19 protein-coding genes are annotated in these 14,974 nt (G+C 70.0%); 13 read left to right on the plus strand and 6 right to left on the minus strand.

Going from position 1 to position 14,974, the window contains the following annotated elements; translation table 11 throughout:
• The 8 genes from VNJ48_RS08865 to VNJ48_RS08900 are packed head-to-tail and all read left to right on the plus strand — an operon-like array spanning position 1 to position 5,029.
• Entirely contained in the window at positions 1-1,269 is a 1,269-nt protein-coding gene (locus tag VNJ48_RS08865) for a cysteine desulfurase (RefSeq protein WP_414689926.1), read from the plus strand.
• 3 nt (positions 1,270-1,272) lie between these two features.
• Positions 1,273-1,737, plus strand: a complete 465-nt coding sequence (gene sufU / locus VNJ48_RS08870) for a Fe-S cluster assembly sulfur transfer protein SufU (RefSeq protein WP_325601179.1) — start codon at positions 1,273-1,275, stop codon at positions 1,735-1,737.
• Positions 1,734-2,114 carry a metal-sulfur cluster assembly factor gene (locus tag VNJ48_RS08875; protein ID WP_325601181.1) on the plus strand — a complete coding sequence of 127 codons (381 nt, stop codon included), beginning with the start codon at positions 1,734-1,736 and terminating at the stop codon, positions 2,112-2,114. The genes sufU and VNJ48_RS08875 overlap by 4 nt, the downstream gene beginning before the upstream one ends.
• Before the next feature lie 5 nt (positions 2,115-2,119).
• A complete protein-coding gene (locus VNJ48_RS08880; RefSeq protein ID WP_325601183.1) occupies positions 2,120-2,518 on the plus strand; it encodes a hypothetical protein in 399 nt (132 codons plus the stop codon).
• A 46-nt stretch (positions 2,519-2,564) separates the two neighbouring features.
• Positions 2,565-2,939 carry a hypothetical protein gene (locus VNJ48_RS08885; protein WP_325601185.1) on the plus strand — a complete coding sequence of 125 codons (375 nt, stop codon included), beginning with the start codon at positions 2,565-2,567 and terminating at the stop codon, positions 2,937-2,939.
• Positions 2,939-3,481, plus strand: a complete 543-nt coding sequence (locus VNJ48_RS08890) for an NYN domain-containing protein (protein WP_325601187.1) — start codon at positions 2,939-2,941, stop codon at positions 3,479-3,481. The genes VNJ48_RS08885 and VNJ48_RS08890 overlap by 1 nt, the downstream gene beginning before the upstream one ends.
• Before the next feature lie 2 nt (positions 3,482-3,483).
• On the plus strand, positions 3,484-4,086 hold the full coding sequence (locus tag VNJ48_RS08895) for an acVLRF1 family peptidyl-tRNA hydrolase (RefSeq protein ID WP_325601189.1): 603 nt from the start codon (positions 3,484-3,486) through the stop codon (positions 4,084-4,086).
• A 40-nt stretch (positions 4,087-4,126) separates the two neighbouring features.
• Entirely contained in the window at positions 4,127-5,029 is a 903-nt protein-coding gene (locus tag VNJ48_RS08900) for a phosphotransferase (protein ID WP_325601191.1), read from the plus strand.
• Positions 5,030-5,032: 3 nt separating this feature from the next.
• Here VNJ48_RS08900 and ypfJ read toward each other — a convergent pair whose 3' ends face one another.
• Positions 5,033-5,998, minus strand: coding sequence for a KPN_02809 family neutral zinc metallopeptidase (gene ypfJ / locus VNJ48_RS08905; RefSeq protein ID WP_325601193.1), 966 nt, complete (start codon positions 5,996-5,998; stop codon positions 5,033-5,035).
• Between the two features lie 147 nt (positions 5,999-6,145).
• Here ypfJ and VNJ48_RS08910 point away from each other — a divergent pair, with 147 nt between their 5' ends.
• Positions 6,146-7,744: an ABC-F family ATP-binding cassette domain-containing protein gene (locus tag VNJ48_RS08910; RefSeq protein ID WP_325601195.1), complete on the plus strand. Its 1,599-nt coding sequence runs from the start codon at positions 6,146-6,148 to the stop codon at positions 7,742-7,744.
• A gap of 19 nt (positions 7,745-7,763) precedes the next feature.
• On the opposite strand, the gene VNJ48_RS08915 is transcribed toward VNJ48_RS08910, so the two are convergent.
• Together VNJ48_RS08915 and VNJ48_RS08920 are read right to left on the minus strand one after the other, a co-directional pair.
• The gene (locus VNJ48_RS08915; RefSeq protein WP_325601196.1) at positions 7,764-8,348 is read right to left on the minus strand and encodes a hypothetical protein; all 585 of its coding nucleotides are present in this window, start codon (positions 8,346-8,348) and stop codon (positions 7,764-7,766) included.
• 53 nt (positions 8,349-8,401) lie between these two features.
• Complete coding sequence (locus tag VNJ48_RS08920; RefSeq protein ID WP_325601198.1) at positions 8,402-8,827, minus strand: NUDIX hydrolase; 426 nt, start codon at positions 8,825-8,827, stop codon at positions 8,402-8,404.
• A 183-nt stretch (positions 8,828-9,010) separates the two neighbouring features.
• On the opposite strand from VNJ48_RS08920, the gene VNJ48_RS08925 reads away from it, so the two are divergent.
• The 3 genes from VNJ48_RS08925 to VNJ48_RS08935 are packed head-to-tail and all read left to right on the plus strand — an operon-like array spanning position 9,011 to position 12,455.
• On the plus strand, positions 9,011-9,796 hold the full coding sequence (locus tag VNJ48_RS08925) for an enoyl-CoA hydratase/isomerase family protein (RefSeq protein ID WP_325601200.1): 786 nt from the start codon (positions 9,011-9,013) through the stop codon (positions 9,794-9,796).
• Between the two features lie 12 nt (positions 9,797-9,808).
• Entirely contained in the window at positions 9,809-11,695 is a 1,887-nt protein-coding gene (locus tag VNJ48_RS08930) for an ABC transporter ATP-binding protein (RefSeq protein WP_325601202.1), read from the plus strand.
• Positions 11,696-11,699: 4 nt separating this feature from the next.
• On the plus strand, positions 11,700-12,455 hold the full coding sequence (locus VNJ48_RS08935; protein ID WP_325601204.1) for an SDR family oxidoreductase: 756 nt from the start codon (positions 11,700-11,702) through the stop codon (positions 12,453-12,455).
• Here VNJ48_RS08935 and VNJ48_RS08940 read toward each other — a convergent pair.
• On the minus strand, positions 12,399-13,205 hold the full coding sequence (locus VNJ48_RS08940) for an SURF1 family protein (RefSeq protein ID WP_325601206.1): 807 nt from the start codon (positions 13,203-13,205) through the stop codon (positions 12,399-12,401). The two genes, VNJ48_RS08935 and VNJ48_RS08940, sit on opposite strands and share 57 nt — an antisense overlap.
• 58 nt (positions 13,206-13,263) lie before the next feature.
• Between VNJ48_RS08940 and moaA the strand changes: the two genes are divergently transcribed.
• Entirely contained in the window at positions 13,264-14,247 is a 984-nt protein-coding gene (gene moaA, locus VNJ48_RS08945) for a GTP 3',8-cyclase MoaA (protein WP_325601359.1), read from the plus strand.
• Positions 14,248-14,254: 7 nt separating this feature from the next.
• On the opposite strand, the gene VNJ48_RS08950 is transcribed toward moaA, so the two are convergent.
• Positions 14,255-14,500 (minus strand): hypothetical protein, encoded by a 246-nt coding sequence (locus VNJ48_RS08950; RefSeq protein WP_325601208.1) that lies wholly within the window; start codon positions 14,498-14,500, stop codon positions 14,255-14,257.
• A 167-nt stretch (positions 14,501-14,667) separates the two neighbouring features.
• Entirely contained in the window at positions 14,668-14,946 is a 279-nt protein-coding gene (locus VNJ48_RS08955; protein ID WP_325601210.1) for a DUF3099 domain-containing protein, read from the minus strand.
• Between the last annotated feature and the right edge of the window lie 28 nt (positions 14,947-14,974).

The following is a 14,974-nucleotide window of genomic DNA, read 5'->3' on the forward strand; positions in this document are numbered from 1 at the left end:
ATGGACGGGCTGCTTCCCGAGCTGGAGGTCATCCGCAAGGACTTCCCGATCCTGGAGCGTCAGCTCGCGGGAGGCTTCCCGCTGGTCTACCTCGACTCGGCCAACACCTCGCAGAAGCCGCAGGTGGTCATCGACACGATGGTCGACCACCTCGAGCGCCACAACGCCAACATCTCCCGGGCCATGCACCAGCTCGGCTCGGAGTCGACCGAGGCGTTCGAGGCTGCTCGTGATCGGGTGGCGGCGTTCATCAAGGCGCCCGACCGCGACGAGGTGATCTTCACCAAGAACGCCACCGAGGCGCTCAACCTGGTGGCCAACTCGCTGTCGTGGGCCACCGGCGACCTCGCGGTCGAATCAGGCGACGAGGTCGTCATCACCGAGATGGAGCACCACTCCAACATCGTTCCCTGGCAGCTCCTCACCGAGCGCAAGGGCGCGACTCTCCGGTGGTTCGGCCTGACCGACGACGGCCGGCTGGACCTGTCGAACATCGACGAGCTGATCAACGAGCGCACCAAGGTCGTCTCGTTGACCTGGGTGTCCAACATGCTCGGCACCATCAACCCCGTGGCGCAGATCGCAGCGCGCGCCCACGAGGTCGGCGCCATCGTGGTCGTGGACGCCTCGCAGGCGGCTCCTCAGCTGCCCGTCGACGTGCAGGCAATGGATGGCGCCTCACGACCCGATCTGCTCGTCTTCACCGGCCACAAGGTCGTGGGCCCGACCGGGATCGGCGTGCTGTGGGGTCGCCGCGAGGTGCTCGACGCCCTGCCGCCGTTCCACGGTGGTGGCGAGATGATCGAGACGGTGACGATGCAGCGATCGACGTACGCCCAGATCCCGCACAAGTTCGAGGCGGGCACCCCGCCCATCATCGAGGCCATCGGCCTCGGTGCCGCGGTCGACTACCTCGACCATGTCGGTCTCGACGCGATCCATGCCCACGAGCAGGCGCTCACCGGCTATGCCCTCGAGGGCCTCACGTCGGTGCCGGGCCTCCGGGTGCTCGGTCCGCTCGACGCCGCCTCGCGCGGGGGAGCGATCTCCTTCGAGCTCGAGGGCGTCCACCCGCACGACATCGCGCAGGTGCTTGACTCCCGCGGGATTGCGGTGCGAGCCGGGCACCACTGCGCGAAGCCGGCGCACGCCCGCTTCGGTGTCCAGGCGTCGACGCGCATGTCGTCCTACCTCTACACCACCCCGACCGAGATCGACGCGCTCGTCGACGGCCTGAACTACACGCGCTCCTACTTCAAGGTGGGCTGACCGATGGACGCTGCGCTCGACTCGCTCTACCAGGAGATCATCCTGGACCACTACAAGCACCCCCACCACGCAGGCCTGCGTGACCCCTTCGAGTCTGAGGTCCACCACGTCAACCCGACATGCGGCGACGAGGTGACCCTGCGGGTCCACCTGGAAGACACAGGCGACGGGCTCCAGATCTCCGACGTGTCGTACGACGCCGTCGGCTGCTCGATCTCGCAGGCCTCCACATCGGTGATGACCGACCTCCTCATCGGCAAGTCGATCGAGGAGGCGATGTCGATCCACCAGACCTTCCTGGAGCTCATGCAGGGCAAGGGCAAGGTCGAGCCCGACGAGGACGTCCTCGAGGACGGCATCGCCTTCGCCGGTGTCGCCAAGTTCCCCGCGCGTGTGAAGTGCGCCCTGCTCTCGTGGATGGCGTGGAAGGACGCGACGTCCCAGACCCTCTCAAAGGAGAACTCATGACCCTGGACAACACCGACAAGCTGGACAACAGCGACCTGCCCGACGTCCCGGCGACTGGGGGCGGCTCGACCGTCACCGTCGAGGACGTGACCGAGGCGATGAAGGACGTCGTCGACCCCGAGCTCGGCATCAACGTCGTCGACCTCGGACTCGTCTACGACGTGCACCTCGACGAGGCGTCCAACGTCGTCCTCGACATGACGCTGACCTCGGCGGCCTGCCCGCTGACCGACGTCATCATGGACCAGACCAACGCCGCCCTCGAGGGCCTGGTCAACGACGTGGCTGTCAACTGGGTCTGGATGCCGCCGTGGGGCCCGGACAAGATCACCGACGACGGCCGCGAGCAGCTGCGGGCACTCGGCTTCAACGTCTGAGCCGCATGCGCTTCACCGAGCACGAGCTGACCGTCGCCGTGACCTCCGCAGCGAAGACGGTGGCCAACGTTCGCCAGCGAGGCGTACGCCGACGCGCCGGCGGGGGCGCCGAGGAGACCTGGGCGGCGATGAGCCCCTACGAGCGCTACCAGGTGCTGGAGCCGGTGGGCAGTCAGGTCCTGCCCGCGCTCGTGGCGCTCCCGGACGTGGAGGTCGCTCCGGGGACCCGGCCCAGCTTCACCGACGCCCAGGTGCTCGCGGCGATCGAGGAGACCCTCGGCGAGGCCGGCGGGCGCCTGCGCCGCAAGGTCGTCGTGGCCGCCCGGCTCGCCCTGGTCCGCGCGGCGCTGGCGCAGCTGCCGCCGAGGCAGGATCCCGACGCGCTGACCACCGACTCGGCGTGAGTCGGTCCTCCTGGGACGCCTCGCGGACGGGGGCTAGGCTCCGGGCATGACTGACGACGAGATCGGCAACTTCTGGGAGCTGGCGCGGTTCCACGCCAAGCTGAACGTCGCGCCGTCCTACTTCGGTCCGACGACTCTCGAGGTCGTCCGCCCGCCGGCCTGGTCCTACGGCGAGACGCCGGCGGAGGCCGACGAGTTCGTGGCTCGCATCGAGGGCGACCAGCGCCTCTCGACGTCGACCCCCGCGTCGGCGTACGACGAGGTGGGACACGAGGAGGACACCGCGCTCCCGGTCACCGGCGCCCTCTCGATCCTGTGCAACGGCGACGGCCACCCGGTCGCGCTGCTCGAGACGGAGCAGGTCGAGGTCGGGGCGGACGTCGTGGAGTACTTCCGCGTGGTGTACCGCGGCGAGGGCTGATGTCGCGCAGGACCTATCTCCTCATCGACGGGGAGAACATCGACGCCACCCTGGGCAACTCGATCCTCGGTCGACGGCCGCGACCCGAGGAGCGCCCGCGCTGGGACCGGCTCCTCGAGTGGAGTGAGCGGGCCTTCGACCAGCCGGTGACGGGGTTGTTCTTCCTCGCTGCCGGCACCGAGATGCCGACCACCTTCGTGCAGGCGCTGATCGCGATCGGCTTCAAGCCGGTGCCCCTCAGCGGCGCCGGCAAGGTCGTCGACATCGCGATCCAGCGGACCGCGGCGGCGCTGGTCTCCCGCGACGCCGACGTCATCCTCGCCAGCCACGACGGTGACTTCGTCGATCAGGTCTCCGACCTGTGTGACGGCAGTCGGCAGGTCGGGATCGTCGGTTTCGGTGAGTTCGTCAACAGCGCGTTCCGCGGGCTGCCCGGGCTCCGGATCATCGACCTCGAGCACGACGTCGGCGCCTTCAATGCCCCTCTGCCTCGGGTCAGGGTCATCCCGATCGACGAGTTCGACCCGCTCGACTTCATCTGAGCATGCCGGTCGTCCTGGTCCCCACCGAGCGCCTGCCGCGCTGGGTGGCCAACTTCGTCGCTCGCCACGGGCCCGCGGCCCTGTCCGTGGAGCACGGTGCCCTCCGGGGCGCGGCCGACGACGGGTCGACGTTCGTCGCGCGGCTCCCGTTCGCGTTCGTGTACGCCGGCGTGCCCGAGGTCGCTGCCTTCCTGGCAGCCGGCGAGGCGCCGCGGGAGTGGGGGGTGCTGCTGGTCCGTAAGGGCGGCTTCGCCGTGGCCCGCCTCGAGGGTGCCCGGATGGTCGAGCACAAGATCGGGCAACGGCACGTGCAGGGTCGGACCAAGGCCGGTGGTCAGAGCCAGCAGCGGTTCGCCCGGCGCCGGGACAACCAGGCGCGCCAGGCCTACGAAGCTGCTGCCGACCACGCCGCTCGCATCCTGCGCCCGGGGCGGCTGGTGGCAGGGGGAGACCGCCCCGCGGTCGATGAGGTGCTGGCCGACCCACGGCTGCAGGGGCTGGTCGTGGTGGAGCCGTGGCTGGCGGTGCCCGATCCGCGCCGGGCAGTGCTCGACCAGGCCATCGCCGACGCCCGGTCGATCGCCGTGGACGTCACCAACGCCTGAGGTCCGAGAGACGGGTGCCACATCGGCTAGCGTCAGCGTCATGTGGCAGCCCGAGCCCGGATGGCAGCGACTGCCCGGCGGTGGCAGCCCTTCGGCGTACGGCGTCTGGCTGGCGCGCGAGGGAGACGCGGACGTCATCGTCAAGCGGCTCGTCGCGCCCGTCGCAGGCGACCTCCCCGAGCTGTCCGACTGGCGCTCGTCAGCCTGGTGGGAGCGGGAGCCACAGGTGGCACTGCACGGCCTCGTCGCCGCCACCGACGGGCTCCGTGGCCCTCCCGCCCGGCGCGTCGAGGAGGACAGCGAGGGCATCACCATGGTGCTGGAGCGGGTCACCGACTCCGCCAACCCCGGTCTGTTCGTCGCCCGTGCCCTGGGGCGGTTCGCCCGGACGCCGCCGCCGGACGTGCCCTGGCTCGCGCGCCACCAGTTGCGTGAGCGGCTCGCGCGCATCGAGCGGAGGGGCGGATGGAAGACGCTCGGGCGCACGACCCTGGCCGACGTGGCCGACCACCTGTGGCAGCGCCGGTCGGTGCACCTCGCGACGCTCGACGAGCTGCCGCAGGTGCTCCAGCACGGCGACCCCACCCCGGCCAACCTGCCGGGACGCGACGGTGACGACGTGGTGGCGATCGACTGGAGCAACCTCGGTACCGGCGCCGTGGGCCACGACCTGGGGCTCTGGGCGCTGACGGTGCGCGAGGACTTCGAGCCGCTGCTTGCGGCGTACGCCGATGGGCTGGCCGACCCCGAGCAGGCGGACGCTGCCGCTACCGGCGCGAGGATCACGGCCGTCTACACGGCGCTGAGCCGTCTCGACTGGGCGCTACAGCGGGTCGCCGACGGTGAGGGCGCGCTGGCAGGGAAGTACTCCCACCCCAGCGTCGCCCCCTACGTCATCTCCATGCAGCGGCAGGCGACCCAGATCGAGGCCCTGCTGGGCTGAGGGTCAGAGCTCGTTGGCCGAGAAGGTGTCGCACGCCGCCAGCGTGCCCTCTTCGCGGCCGACGTTGAACCAGCTCATCCGCTGCTCGGACGATCCGTGGGTCCAGCCGTCGGGGTTGGCCCGCTGGCCCGACTTCTCCTGGATGAGGTCGTCGCCGACCGTCTTGGCGGAGTCGAGCGCCTCGTCGATGTCGCCCTGGTCGAGGTCTTGGAGGATCACGACACCCTCGATGTCCGTGGTGCTCTCCGCCGCCGCCGTCCACATGCCGGCGTAGCAGTCTGCCTGGAGCTCGAGGCGTACGGCGTCGGAGTCCGCGCCCTGCTGCGTGCGGACCTGGCCCATCGTGCCGAGAAGGTTCTGGATGTGGTGGCCGTACTCATGGGCCAGCACGTAGGGCTCGACGAAGTCGCCACCCTGCCCGCCCAGCTGTCCTTCGAGCACGTTGGCGAAGAACGTGGTGTCGAGGTAGATCCCCTGGTTGGCGGGGCAGTAGAACGGGCCGACGTCGGAGGTCGCCTGGCCGCAGCCGGTGTCGACGCCGCCGCTGAAGGTGAGGGTCTCGGCGGGAGCGAGCTCGGGCCCGCCCTGCTCGGGGAGGGTCTTGGCCCAGTACCGCTCGAGCGAGTAGAGCACCGCCTTGCGCGCGCAGTCGACGTCTTCGTTGGCGTCGGCCCCCGTCTTGCAGTTCTTGTAGCGCTCGCTGTCCTGCTGGAGTCCGGCGGGTTCGCCTTGGCCGGACGCGTCGATGCCGGTCCCGTTCTGGAGCCCGCCGCCGCCGCCGACGCACTGGCTCAGCACCAGGAACAGCACGATGATCAGGATCCCGCCGATGCCTCCGCCCGCACGGGTGCCGCCGGGGATCGGCATACGCATCCCACCACCCCCGCCGCCGAAGCCGCCGCCGCCGCCGCCGCGACCGGCATCGCCGACGCGTCCCCTGCTGATGTTGGCCTTGGGATTGAAGCGCATGTGGGATGCCTTTCGGAGCGAGCTGAGCGTGCGTGTCTGCTGCGCAGGCTAACGCGTGAGAGGCATCACTGTCGGGCCGTGACCTCCGCAGGGGTGAACGTCCACGATGAGAGGGATGGGTGGCAGCACCGATATCCTGACGGCCTCATGATCAACGCCCAGCAGCTCGAAGTCCGCGCGGGCGCCCGCCTCCTCATGGAGGACGTCAGCTTCCGCATCGCCCCCGGCGACAAGGTCGGTCTCGTCGGGCGCAACGGCGCCGGCAAGACGACTCTCACCAAGATCCTGGCCGGCGAGGCCCAGCCCGCGGCCGGCAAGGTGATCACCTCGGGCGAGGTCGGCTACCTCCCGCAGGATCCACGGATCGGCGACCCCGAGGTCCTGGCGCGGGATCGCATCCTGTCGGCTCGTGGTCTCGACGACGTCGTACGCCGCATGCGTGCCGCCGAGGAGGACATGGCCCACGAGGACCCGGCGGTCCACGAGCGCGGAATGAAGCGATGGACGCGCGCGGACGCCGATCTGCACGCCGGTGGGGGATATGCCGCGGAGTCGGAGGCTGCCCAGATCGCCAGCAGCCTCGGCATCGAGACGCGCATCCTGACGCAGCCGCTGAAGACCCTCTCCGGTGGTCAGCGCCGCCGGGTCGAGCTGGCCCGGATCCTGTTCTCGGGCGCGGAGACGCTGCTCCTGGACGAACCGACCAACCACCTCGACGCCGACTCCATCGTGTGGCTGCGCGACTTCCTGAAGTCGCACCGCGGCGGCCTGATCGTGATCAGCCACGACAACGCCCTGCTCGAGGCGACCGTCAACAAGGTCATGCACCTCGACGCCAACCGCGGCGTGATCGACGTCTACAACATGGGCTGGAAGAACTACCTCACCCAGCGCGAGACCGACGAGCGCCGTCGCAAGCGCGAGCGCGCCAACGCCGAGACGAAGGCCAAGACGCTCACCGACCAGGCCAACCGGATGCGCGCCAAGGCCAGCAAGGCCACCGCGGCCCAGTCGATGCTCAAGCGCGCCGAGAAGATGATGTCGAGCCTGGAAGGCGAGCGTCAGGCCGACAAGGTGGCGCGGATCAAGTTCCCCGCGCCCGCGCCGTGCGGCAAGACGCCGATCACCGCCGAGGAGCTCTCGAAGTCCTACGGCTCTCTCGAGGTCTTCACCGACGTGGACCTCGCGATCGACAAGGGCTCACGCGTCGTCATCCTGGGCCTCAACGGAGCGGGCAAGACCACGATGCTGCGCATCCTGGCCGGGGTGGACAAGGCCGACACCGGCCGGGTCGTCCCGGGCTACGGGCTCAAGCTGGGCTACTACGCCCAGGAGCACGAGACCCTCGACACCAGCCGGACCGTCCTGGAGAACATGCAGTCGGCCGCTCCCCAGCTCACGGACAGCGACGCCCGGTCGGTGCTCGGGTCGTTCCTCTTCTCCGGTGACGACGCGCACAAGCCGGCCAGCGTCCTGTCCGGCGGGGAGAAGACCAGGCTCGCGCTGGCCAGTCTCGTCGTCTCGAGCGCCAACGTGCTGCTGCTCGACGAGCCCACCAACAACCTCGACCCCGCTTCCCGCGAGGAGGTGCTGGCCGCGATCCGCACCTACGAGGGCGCGATCATCCTGGTCACGCACGACGAGGGAGCGGTCCGCGCGCTCGAGCCCGACCGGGTGCTGCTGCTGCCCGACGGCGACGAGGACCTCTGGAACGAGGACTACGCCGACCTGGTCTCGCTGGCCTGACGCCGGACGCGGTGTCTCCTCATGGCTGGGTAGGAATGGGCGATGGGGTGGGTACGGACGGGAAAGGCTCGACCGGGCGTACCAGCGCATCATCGCCGAGGTAGACCGCGGCCAGGGCGGCCAGGGTGACCCAGGCGTTGATCCCGTCGGTGGCGCTGACGGTGACGCTCTCCAACCCCCAGGCGCGCAGGAAGGCCCCCGCCGGCGGGGGCATGAGGTAGTCACGCACGCCCGGCGAGTAGAACCACGCGCTGCACGGCCCGACCGCGCCCCAGAAGGGTGCGAACACCCAGGTCCCGCGCGATGAGTACCCGTCGGGGATCTCGGAGCCGCTGACGCTGCCGGCCCACGATGTACCTTCCACCACGTCAGCCCGGAGCCAGACCTCGTCCTCGACGGGCCCGCCCTTCCAGACCTCGGTGACACTGACGAGGATGCGGCCGTCGCGCGCGTCGATGATGCGCCCGGCATACACGCGCTCTGCCCTCGCGACCACCTTCGTGGCCTCGGCGCACGAGAACGCGGCGGCAGGTGGAGCGGCCATCACTGGCACGATGGCAGAGACGGCAAGGACGGCAGTCGCGAGGACGCGCGGGATGGCCATGGTGATGCGACGTGCGCGACGGGTGGGTGGTTCCGCACCCGATCTGGCCCAGATCAGTGGCCGACCCCCGCCCGGCGTAGCAGCAGGCGGTTGTAGGGATTGATCTCGGACGGTAGGTCGCTGGGGTCGAACCACTCGAGAGCAGCCGATTCGCCGTCGGCGTCGGTGCCAATGGTCCCGGTGAAGTCTGCGGTCTCGAACGTTGCGCCGACGACGTACGCCGCAAAGCCGTCGGGGTAGCGCACCACGAACTCCGGCCCCGAGTACACGTCGATCCGAGTCATCTCACCGGCGGTGAGCCCGGTTTCCTCGAGCAGCTCGCGCCGCGCGGCCTGCTCGAGCGTCTCGCCCGGCTCGAGGCGGCCGCCCGGCAGACCCCACGTCGCGTTGTCCCCTCGGAGCTGAAGTAGCACGCTGCCCGTCGCTGGGTCACGGACAAGGACGCCAGCGGCGACCAGGACGTCAAGGGGATTCGGCACACTCCCAGCATGCAGCACAGTCGGGAGCATGACGATCGACCCATCGGTCAGGCGCACCACCTCGGATGGCGGTAGTCCACTGCCACCAGGTGACAGTGGACCACCGCCATCGTGCACACGACCGCAGATCACCGTCGATGGGACCCAGCCTGTGTCGGACGTCGGCCCTGAGAGACTTCGGCCATGACGCTCCCTGATCTGGCCGCCGTCGGCCTCGACTACTCCGTGGCCGGTCCGGTCGCGACCATCACGCTCGACCGTCCCGACGTACGCAATGCCCAGACGCCAGCCATGTGGCGCGCGCTGGCAGCGATCGGGCGCGAGATCCCTGACGACGTGCGAGTCGTGGTCGTCACCGGGAGGGGCGAGACGTTCTCGGCCGGGCTCGACCGGGCCATGCTCGACCCGGCGACGCAAGGGCAGGAGAGCGTGATCGGACTGCTCTCCCTCAGCGACGAGGATGCGTCGGCCGCGATCGACGAGTTCCAGCATGGGTTCACCTTCCTGCGCGACCCGCGCTTCGTCTCGGTGGCGGCGGTCCGCGGCTACGCGATCGGCGCCGGGTTCCAGCTGGCCCTGTCCTGCGACCTGCGGGTGGTGAGCGACGACGTCCAGTTCTCGATGAAGGAGTCGGCGCTCGGTCTGGTGCCCGACCTGACGGGAACAAAGCCGCTCGTCGAGAGCGTTGGATACGCCAGGGCACTCGAGATCTGCGCCACGGCCCGGATGGTCGGGGCGCGCGAGGCCGTCGACATCGGGCTGGTCAACCTGGCCGTCCCGGTCGCCGACCTCGACGCAGTAGTCGCCGACCTCGTCGCCGCCCTGGCCGCACCGATGGCTGGTGTGGTCTCCGAGACCAAGGCGTTGTTGCAAGGGGCCGCTGACCGCGACCTGGATGAGCAGCGCCGACTGGAGCGGGAAGCACAGATCCGGCGCTTCCGGGCACTGGCAGACGCCTTCGCGGGCTGATAGGACGCACTCATGTCGATGATGGGACCCGGGGGCGGGGGACCACCCTGGCGCTTCCTCCGCTCCGATCGGACCGTCGTCGAGGAGCGGATCGAGCGGCACACGGTCCGCCGAGTGCTGACCTTCGCGCGCCCTCACCGGCGGGCGATCCTGACGTTCCTGATGGTCACGATCGCGAGCGCCGGCTTGGTCGTCGCACCCCCGCTCCTGCTCAAGAAGATCCTGGACGACGGCATTGCGTCGGGCGACACCGAGCTGGTGATCTGGCTCGCCGTGGCGGTCGCCGTCGTCGCGGTCGTGGACTCGGCGCTCGGGCTGCTCGGCGGCTACCTCTCCAGCAGGATCGGAGAGGGGCTGATCTTCGACCTCCGCACCCAGGTCTTCGCCCACGTCCAACGACAGTCCCTGGCGTTCTTCACCCGGACCCAGACGGGCGCCCTGGTCAGCCGTCTCAACAACGACGTCATCGGCGCCCAGCGTGCGTTCACGTCCACGTTGTCGGGCACGGTCGCCAACATCATCTCGGCGGTCGTGGTGGGCATCACCATGCTGGCGCTGAGCTGGGAGGTGACGGTGGTCTGCCTGCTGCTGTTCCCGCTGCTGCTGCTGACCTCCCGCTGGGTCGGCAACCGGCTCGCCGGTCTGACCCGCGAACAGATGGAGGGCAACGCCGACCTCGGCAACGCCATGACGGAACGCTTCAACGTCGGCGGCGCCATGCTGCTGAAGCTGTTCGGCCGACGCGACACCGAGGACAAGATGTACGCCGAGAAGGCGGCCGTCGTGCGCGACCTCGGTGTCCGGATCTCGCTGCTCACCCGGATCTTCTTCGCGGCGATGACGCTGCTGCCGGCGTTGGCCACCGCGCTCGTCTACGGCATCGGTGGCTATCTCGCCATCCAGGGTGAGCTCTCCGTCGGCACCCTGATCGCCCTCGGCATCCTGCTCCTGCGCCTTCTCGGCCCGTTGCAGGGTCTGTCCAACGTCCGGATCGACGTCATGACCGCGCTGGTCAGCTTCGACCGGGTCTTCGAGGTCCTCGACCTGCCGTCACTGATCCAGGAGAAGCCCGACGCCGTGGTGCTGCCCCGCAACGCCTCGTCGCTCGAGTTCGACCAGGTGTCGTTCACCTACCCCATGGGCGACAAGGTCTCGCTCGCCTCGCTGGAGAAGGTCGCCCGGGTGGAGTCGCGGCCCACCGGCCCCGTGCTCACCGACGTGACCTTCGCGGCCCGGCCGGGGCAGATGGTCGCACTCGTCGGACCGTCCGGTGCCGGGAAGACCACGGTCACGCACCTCGTCGCCCGGCTCTACGACACCTCGTCGGGTGCTGTCCGGGTCGGTGGTGTCGACGTCCGCGACGTGACCCTGGAGTCCCTGGAGGACGTCGTCGGCTACGTCACCCAGGACGCCCACATGTTCCACGACACCATCCGGGCTAACCTGCTGTACGCCCGCCCGGACGCGGACGACGCCCAGGTCTGGGCCGCCCTCGAGGCCGCCCAGATCGCCGCGCTGGTGGGGTCGCTCCCCGACGGTCTGGACACCGTGGTGGGGGACCGGGGATACCGGTTGTCCGGTGGCGAGCGACAGCGTCTGGCCATCGCCCGGCTGCTGCTCAAGGCCCCGGCCATCGTGGTGCTCGACGAGGCGACGGCGCACCTCGACTCCGAGTCGGAGGCGGCCGTGCAACGCGCCCTGGATGCGGCCCTGGCGTCGCGCACGTCGCTCGTCATCGCCCACCGGTTGTCAACGGTCCGCAACGCCGACCTCATCCTGGTGCTGGAGAGCGGCCGGGTCGTGCAGCGTGGTACGCACGCCGAGCTCCTCGCCGAGGGTGGGCTCTACCGCACGCTGCACGACACCCAGTTCCTCGACGACACCCCTCGCATAGCCTGACGCCATGGATCTGGGGCTCAGCGACAAGGTGTTCATCCTCACCGGAGGCACGCGGGGGCTCGGCCGGGCCACCGCCGAGGTGCTGGTGGCGGAGGGCGCCCGGGTCGTGGTCTCCGGGCGGTCGAAGGACTCCCTCGACTCAGCAGTGCAGGCCCTGGGGGAGCGGGCTCGCGGTGTCGTCGCGGACAACGCCGACCCCGGCACTCCGGCCGCCCTCATCGCTGCGGCCCAGGATGCCTTCGGCCGCCTCGACGGTGCCCTGATCTCGGTCGGCGGACCGCCGAAGGGCGCGGTCACGGCCATCAGCGACGAGCAGTGGTCCTCGGCCTTCGAGTCCGTCTTCCTCGGTGCGGTGCGCCTCTCCCGTGAGATCGGCGCCGCGCTCGGTGACGGGGGTTCGCTCGCGCTGGTTCTCTCGTCGAGCGTCCGGGCTCCGCTCGCTGAGATGGCCGTCTCCAACGGTCTTCGTCCCGGCTTGGCGATGGTGGCCAAGACGCTCGCGGACGAGCTCGGTCCACGCGGCGTGCGAGTCAACGGGCTGCTGCCCGGGCGGATCGCCACCGAGCGCGTCAGCGAGCTCGACGCCTCCACCGGCGACGAGGCGGCTGCCCGCGCCGCCGCCCAGAAGACGATTCCGCTCGGTCGCTACGGCGACCCGGCGGAGTTCGGCAGGGCTGCTGCGTTCCTGCTGTCCCCAGCGGCGTCATTCCTGACGGGCGTCATGCTTCCCGTCGACGGTGGCATGCTCAGGGCGCTCTGAGCGGCGGGTCCCGCGCACCATCCCGCGGCCGCCACGCGCCTCGTCATACGCAAGGTAGCCGAAGCCGAAGAGAGCGAGCACTCCGAAGAACCACCACTGCAGGCCGTAGTAGAAGTGTGGTCCGCCGTCCTGTTCCGGCAGCTCCACCGGTTGCAGCGGCTCGGCCGCCTCGGGTGACTCGGAGCTCAGCTCCACGAAACCCGTGACGACCTGCCTGTCCAGCGCCTCCCCGATGCGCTCGCTGCTGATCGCGCGGGTCGACTGGTCGGTGACTGCGGTGCTGTCGCCGGTCGCGTCCCGCCGCGCCCATCCCTCGATGGTGACCTCGCCGGCAGGTGGCGCCGGCACGTCGTCGGGGGTGGTGCCGCGATTGTCGGTCTTCAACCAGCCGCGGTCGACCAGCACGCTCGACCCGTCCGGCAGCACGAGGGGGACGACGACGTCCACGCCGGCGGCGCCGTCGCGGGTGCGGTAGCGGACGATCACGGTGTCCTCGACCGCGTAGGTGCCGGTGGCGCTGACCCGCTTCCACTCCTCCTCCGCGGCCACCCGGGCGCCCGGCGCGAGCACCTCGGTCACCGGGACGGGCGGATCGTTCTCGTTGCGCTCGATGACCGCGTTGCGGGCCAAGCGGTCCTCGCGACGGTCGAACTGCCACTCACCGAGCCGCCAGGCGGCCCAGGCGAGCGTGAGGACCACCAGGAGGAAGAGCACCCACCGACGACTGAGCAGGAAGCGCAGGCTGGGCACGGTCCCGAGGCTATCCGTCCGGCCCAGGCCACTGGCACGCGCCTACACTGTGGAAGTGATCCCTCTTGCAGATCGATACGGCCGGGTGGCTACCGACCTGCGTGTGTCCTTGACCGACCGGTGCAACCTGCGCTGCTCCTACTGCATGCCCGCCGAGGGCCTGGACTGGCTGCCCGACGACCAGACGCTGAGCGACGACGAAGTGGTGCGGCTCATCGACATCGCCGTACGCCGCCTGGGAGTGACCGAGGTCCGCTTCACCGGCGGCGAGCCGCTCGTCCGCCGAGGCCTGGTCGACATCGTGCGGCGTACGCACGAGCTCGGGGTGGAGACCTCGCTGACCACCAACGCCCTCGGGCTCGCCCGCACCGCCGTGGCGCTGCGTGAAGCCGGGCTGGACCGCATCAACGTCTCGATCGACACCGTCCGTCCCGAGACCTTCCACCAGATCACGCGTCGCGACCGCCTCAAGGACGTGATCGCCGGTCTCGAGGCCGCCCGTGGGGCCGGGCTGTCCCCGCTGAAGCTCAACGCCGTCCTGTTGCGTGGCATCAACGACGACCAGGCGAGCGAGCTGCTCCAGTGGGCTCTCGACCGACGCTACGACCTGCGGTTCATCGAGCAGATGCCGCTCGACGCCCAGCACCAGTGGAATCGGACGGACATGATCACCGCGGACGAGATCTTCGATCGCCTCAGAGCGGACTTCACCCTCACCCCGCACGGCCAGCCGCGAGGCAGTGACCCCGCCGAGCTCTTCGACGTGGACGGCGGCCCCGGCACGGTCGGCATCATCGCCTCGGTGACGCGGCCGTTCTGCGGCGACTGTGACCGGGTGCGGCTCACCGCCGACGGCCAGATCCGCAACTGCCTCTTCGCCCGGGACGAGTCAGACCTGCGGGCCGCGATGCGGACCGGGGCCACCGACGACGAGCTGGCCCAGCGCTGGGTCACCGCGATGTACGGCAAGCGCGCAGGCCACGGGATCGACGACCCGTCGTTCCTGCAGCCTGACCGCCCGATGTCGGCGATCGGCGGCTGACCGCCCCTCAGCCCGTGGGGCCGGGGACCGACGGCTCGTGCTCGACGACGTCCCGAAGGAAGCCTCGCGCGCCGAGGAAGTCGCTCAGCGACACCCGGTGGTCGTCGCACGCCAACCACGTCTTGCGGCGATCGGGGGTGTGCAGCTTGGGGTTGTTCCAGAGCAGGGCCCAGCTGGCCGGTCTGGCGCACCCCTTGGCGGAGCAGATGGCCGGCTCGTCCGTCGCGGCGAGCGGCGGTTCCTGATCAGTCACCCTCGACCCTCTCCGCAGAACGTGGCAAATGAGGCGGTGCCGGACAGCCACGGGGGGAGCTGTCCGGCACCAAGCGACCACAGACGGGGGATGGCTGGGGTCGCGAAGTTGATTCTTGCACGATGCGATTGCGATGCCAACACGGCGGCACGGCGTGTTTCCGCGCGTCAGGTGAGCTCGCGCGCCACGCGGGATTCGCGCAGCTCGAAGCCGTCGTCGGAGCGGGTCTGGGAGTTTGCCAGGACCACCGCCACGTAGGGCAGGAGGACCGCCCCAGCGACCAGGACCCACCTCAGCAGTCCGGGCCCGACGCTCACGGCGCCGACGACACAGGCCGTGCGTAGTGCCATCGAGATCAGGTATCGGCGCTGCCGGCCGGCGATGTCGACGGCAGAGCTCGTGCGGGCGGTCGTGATCCGGACCGTCTGTGAGTCCCGGGGAGGCATACCTTCACTGTACGTCGGTAGTCTCAAC

It is taken from the genome of Nocardioides sp., assembly GCF_035576065.1.
GTDB lineage: Bacteria > Actinomycetota > Actinomycetes > Propionibacteriales > Nocardioidaceae > Nocardioides.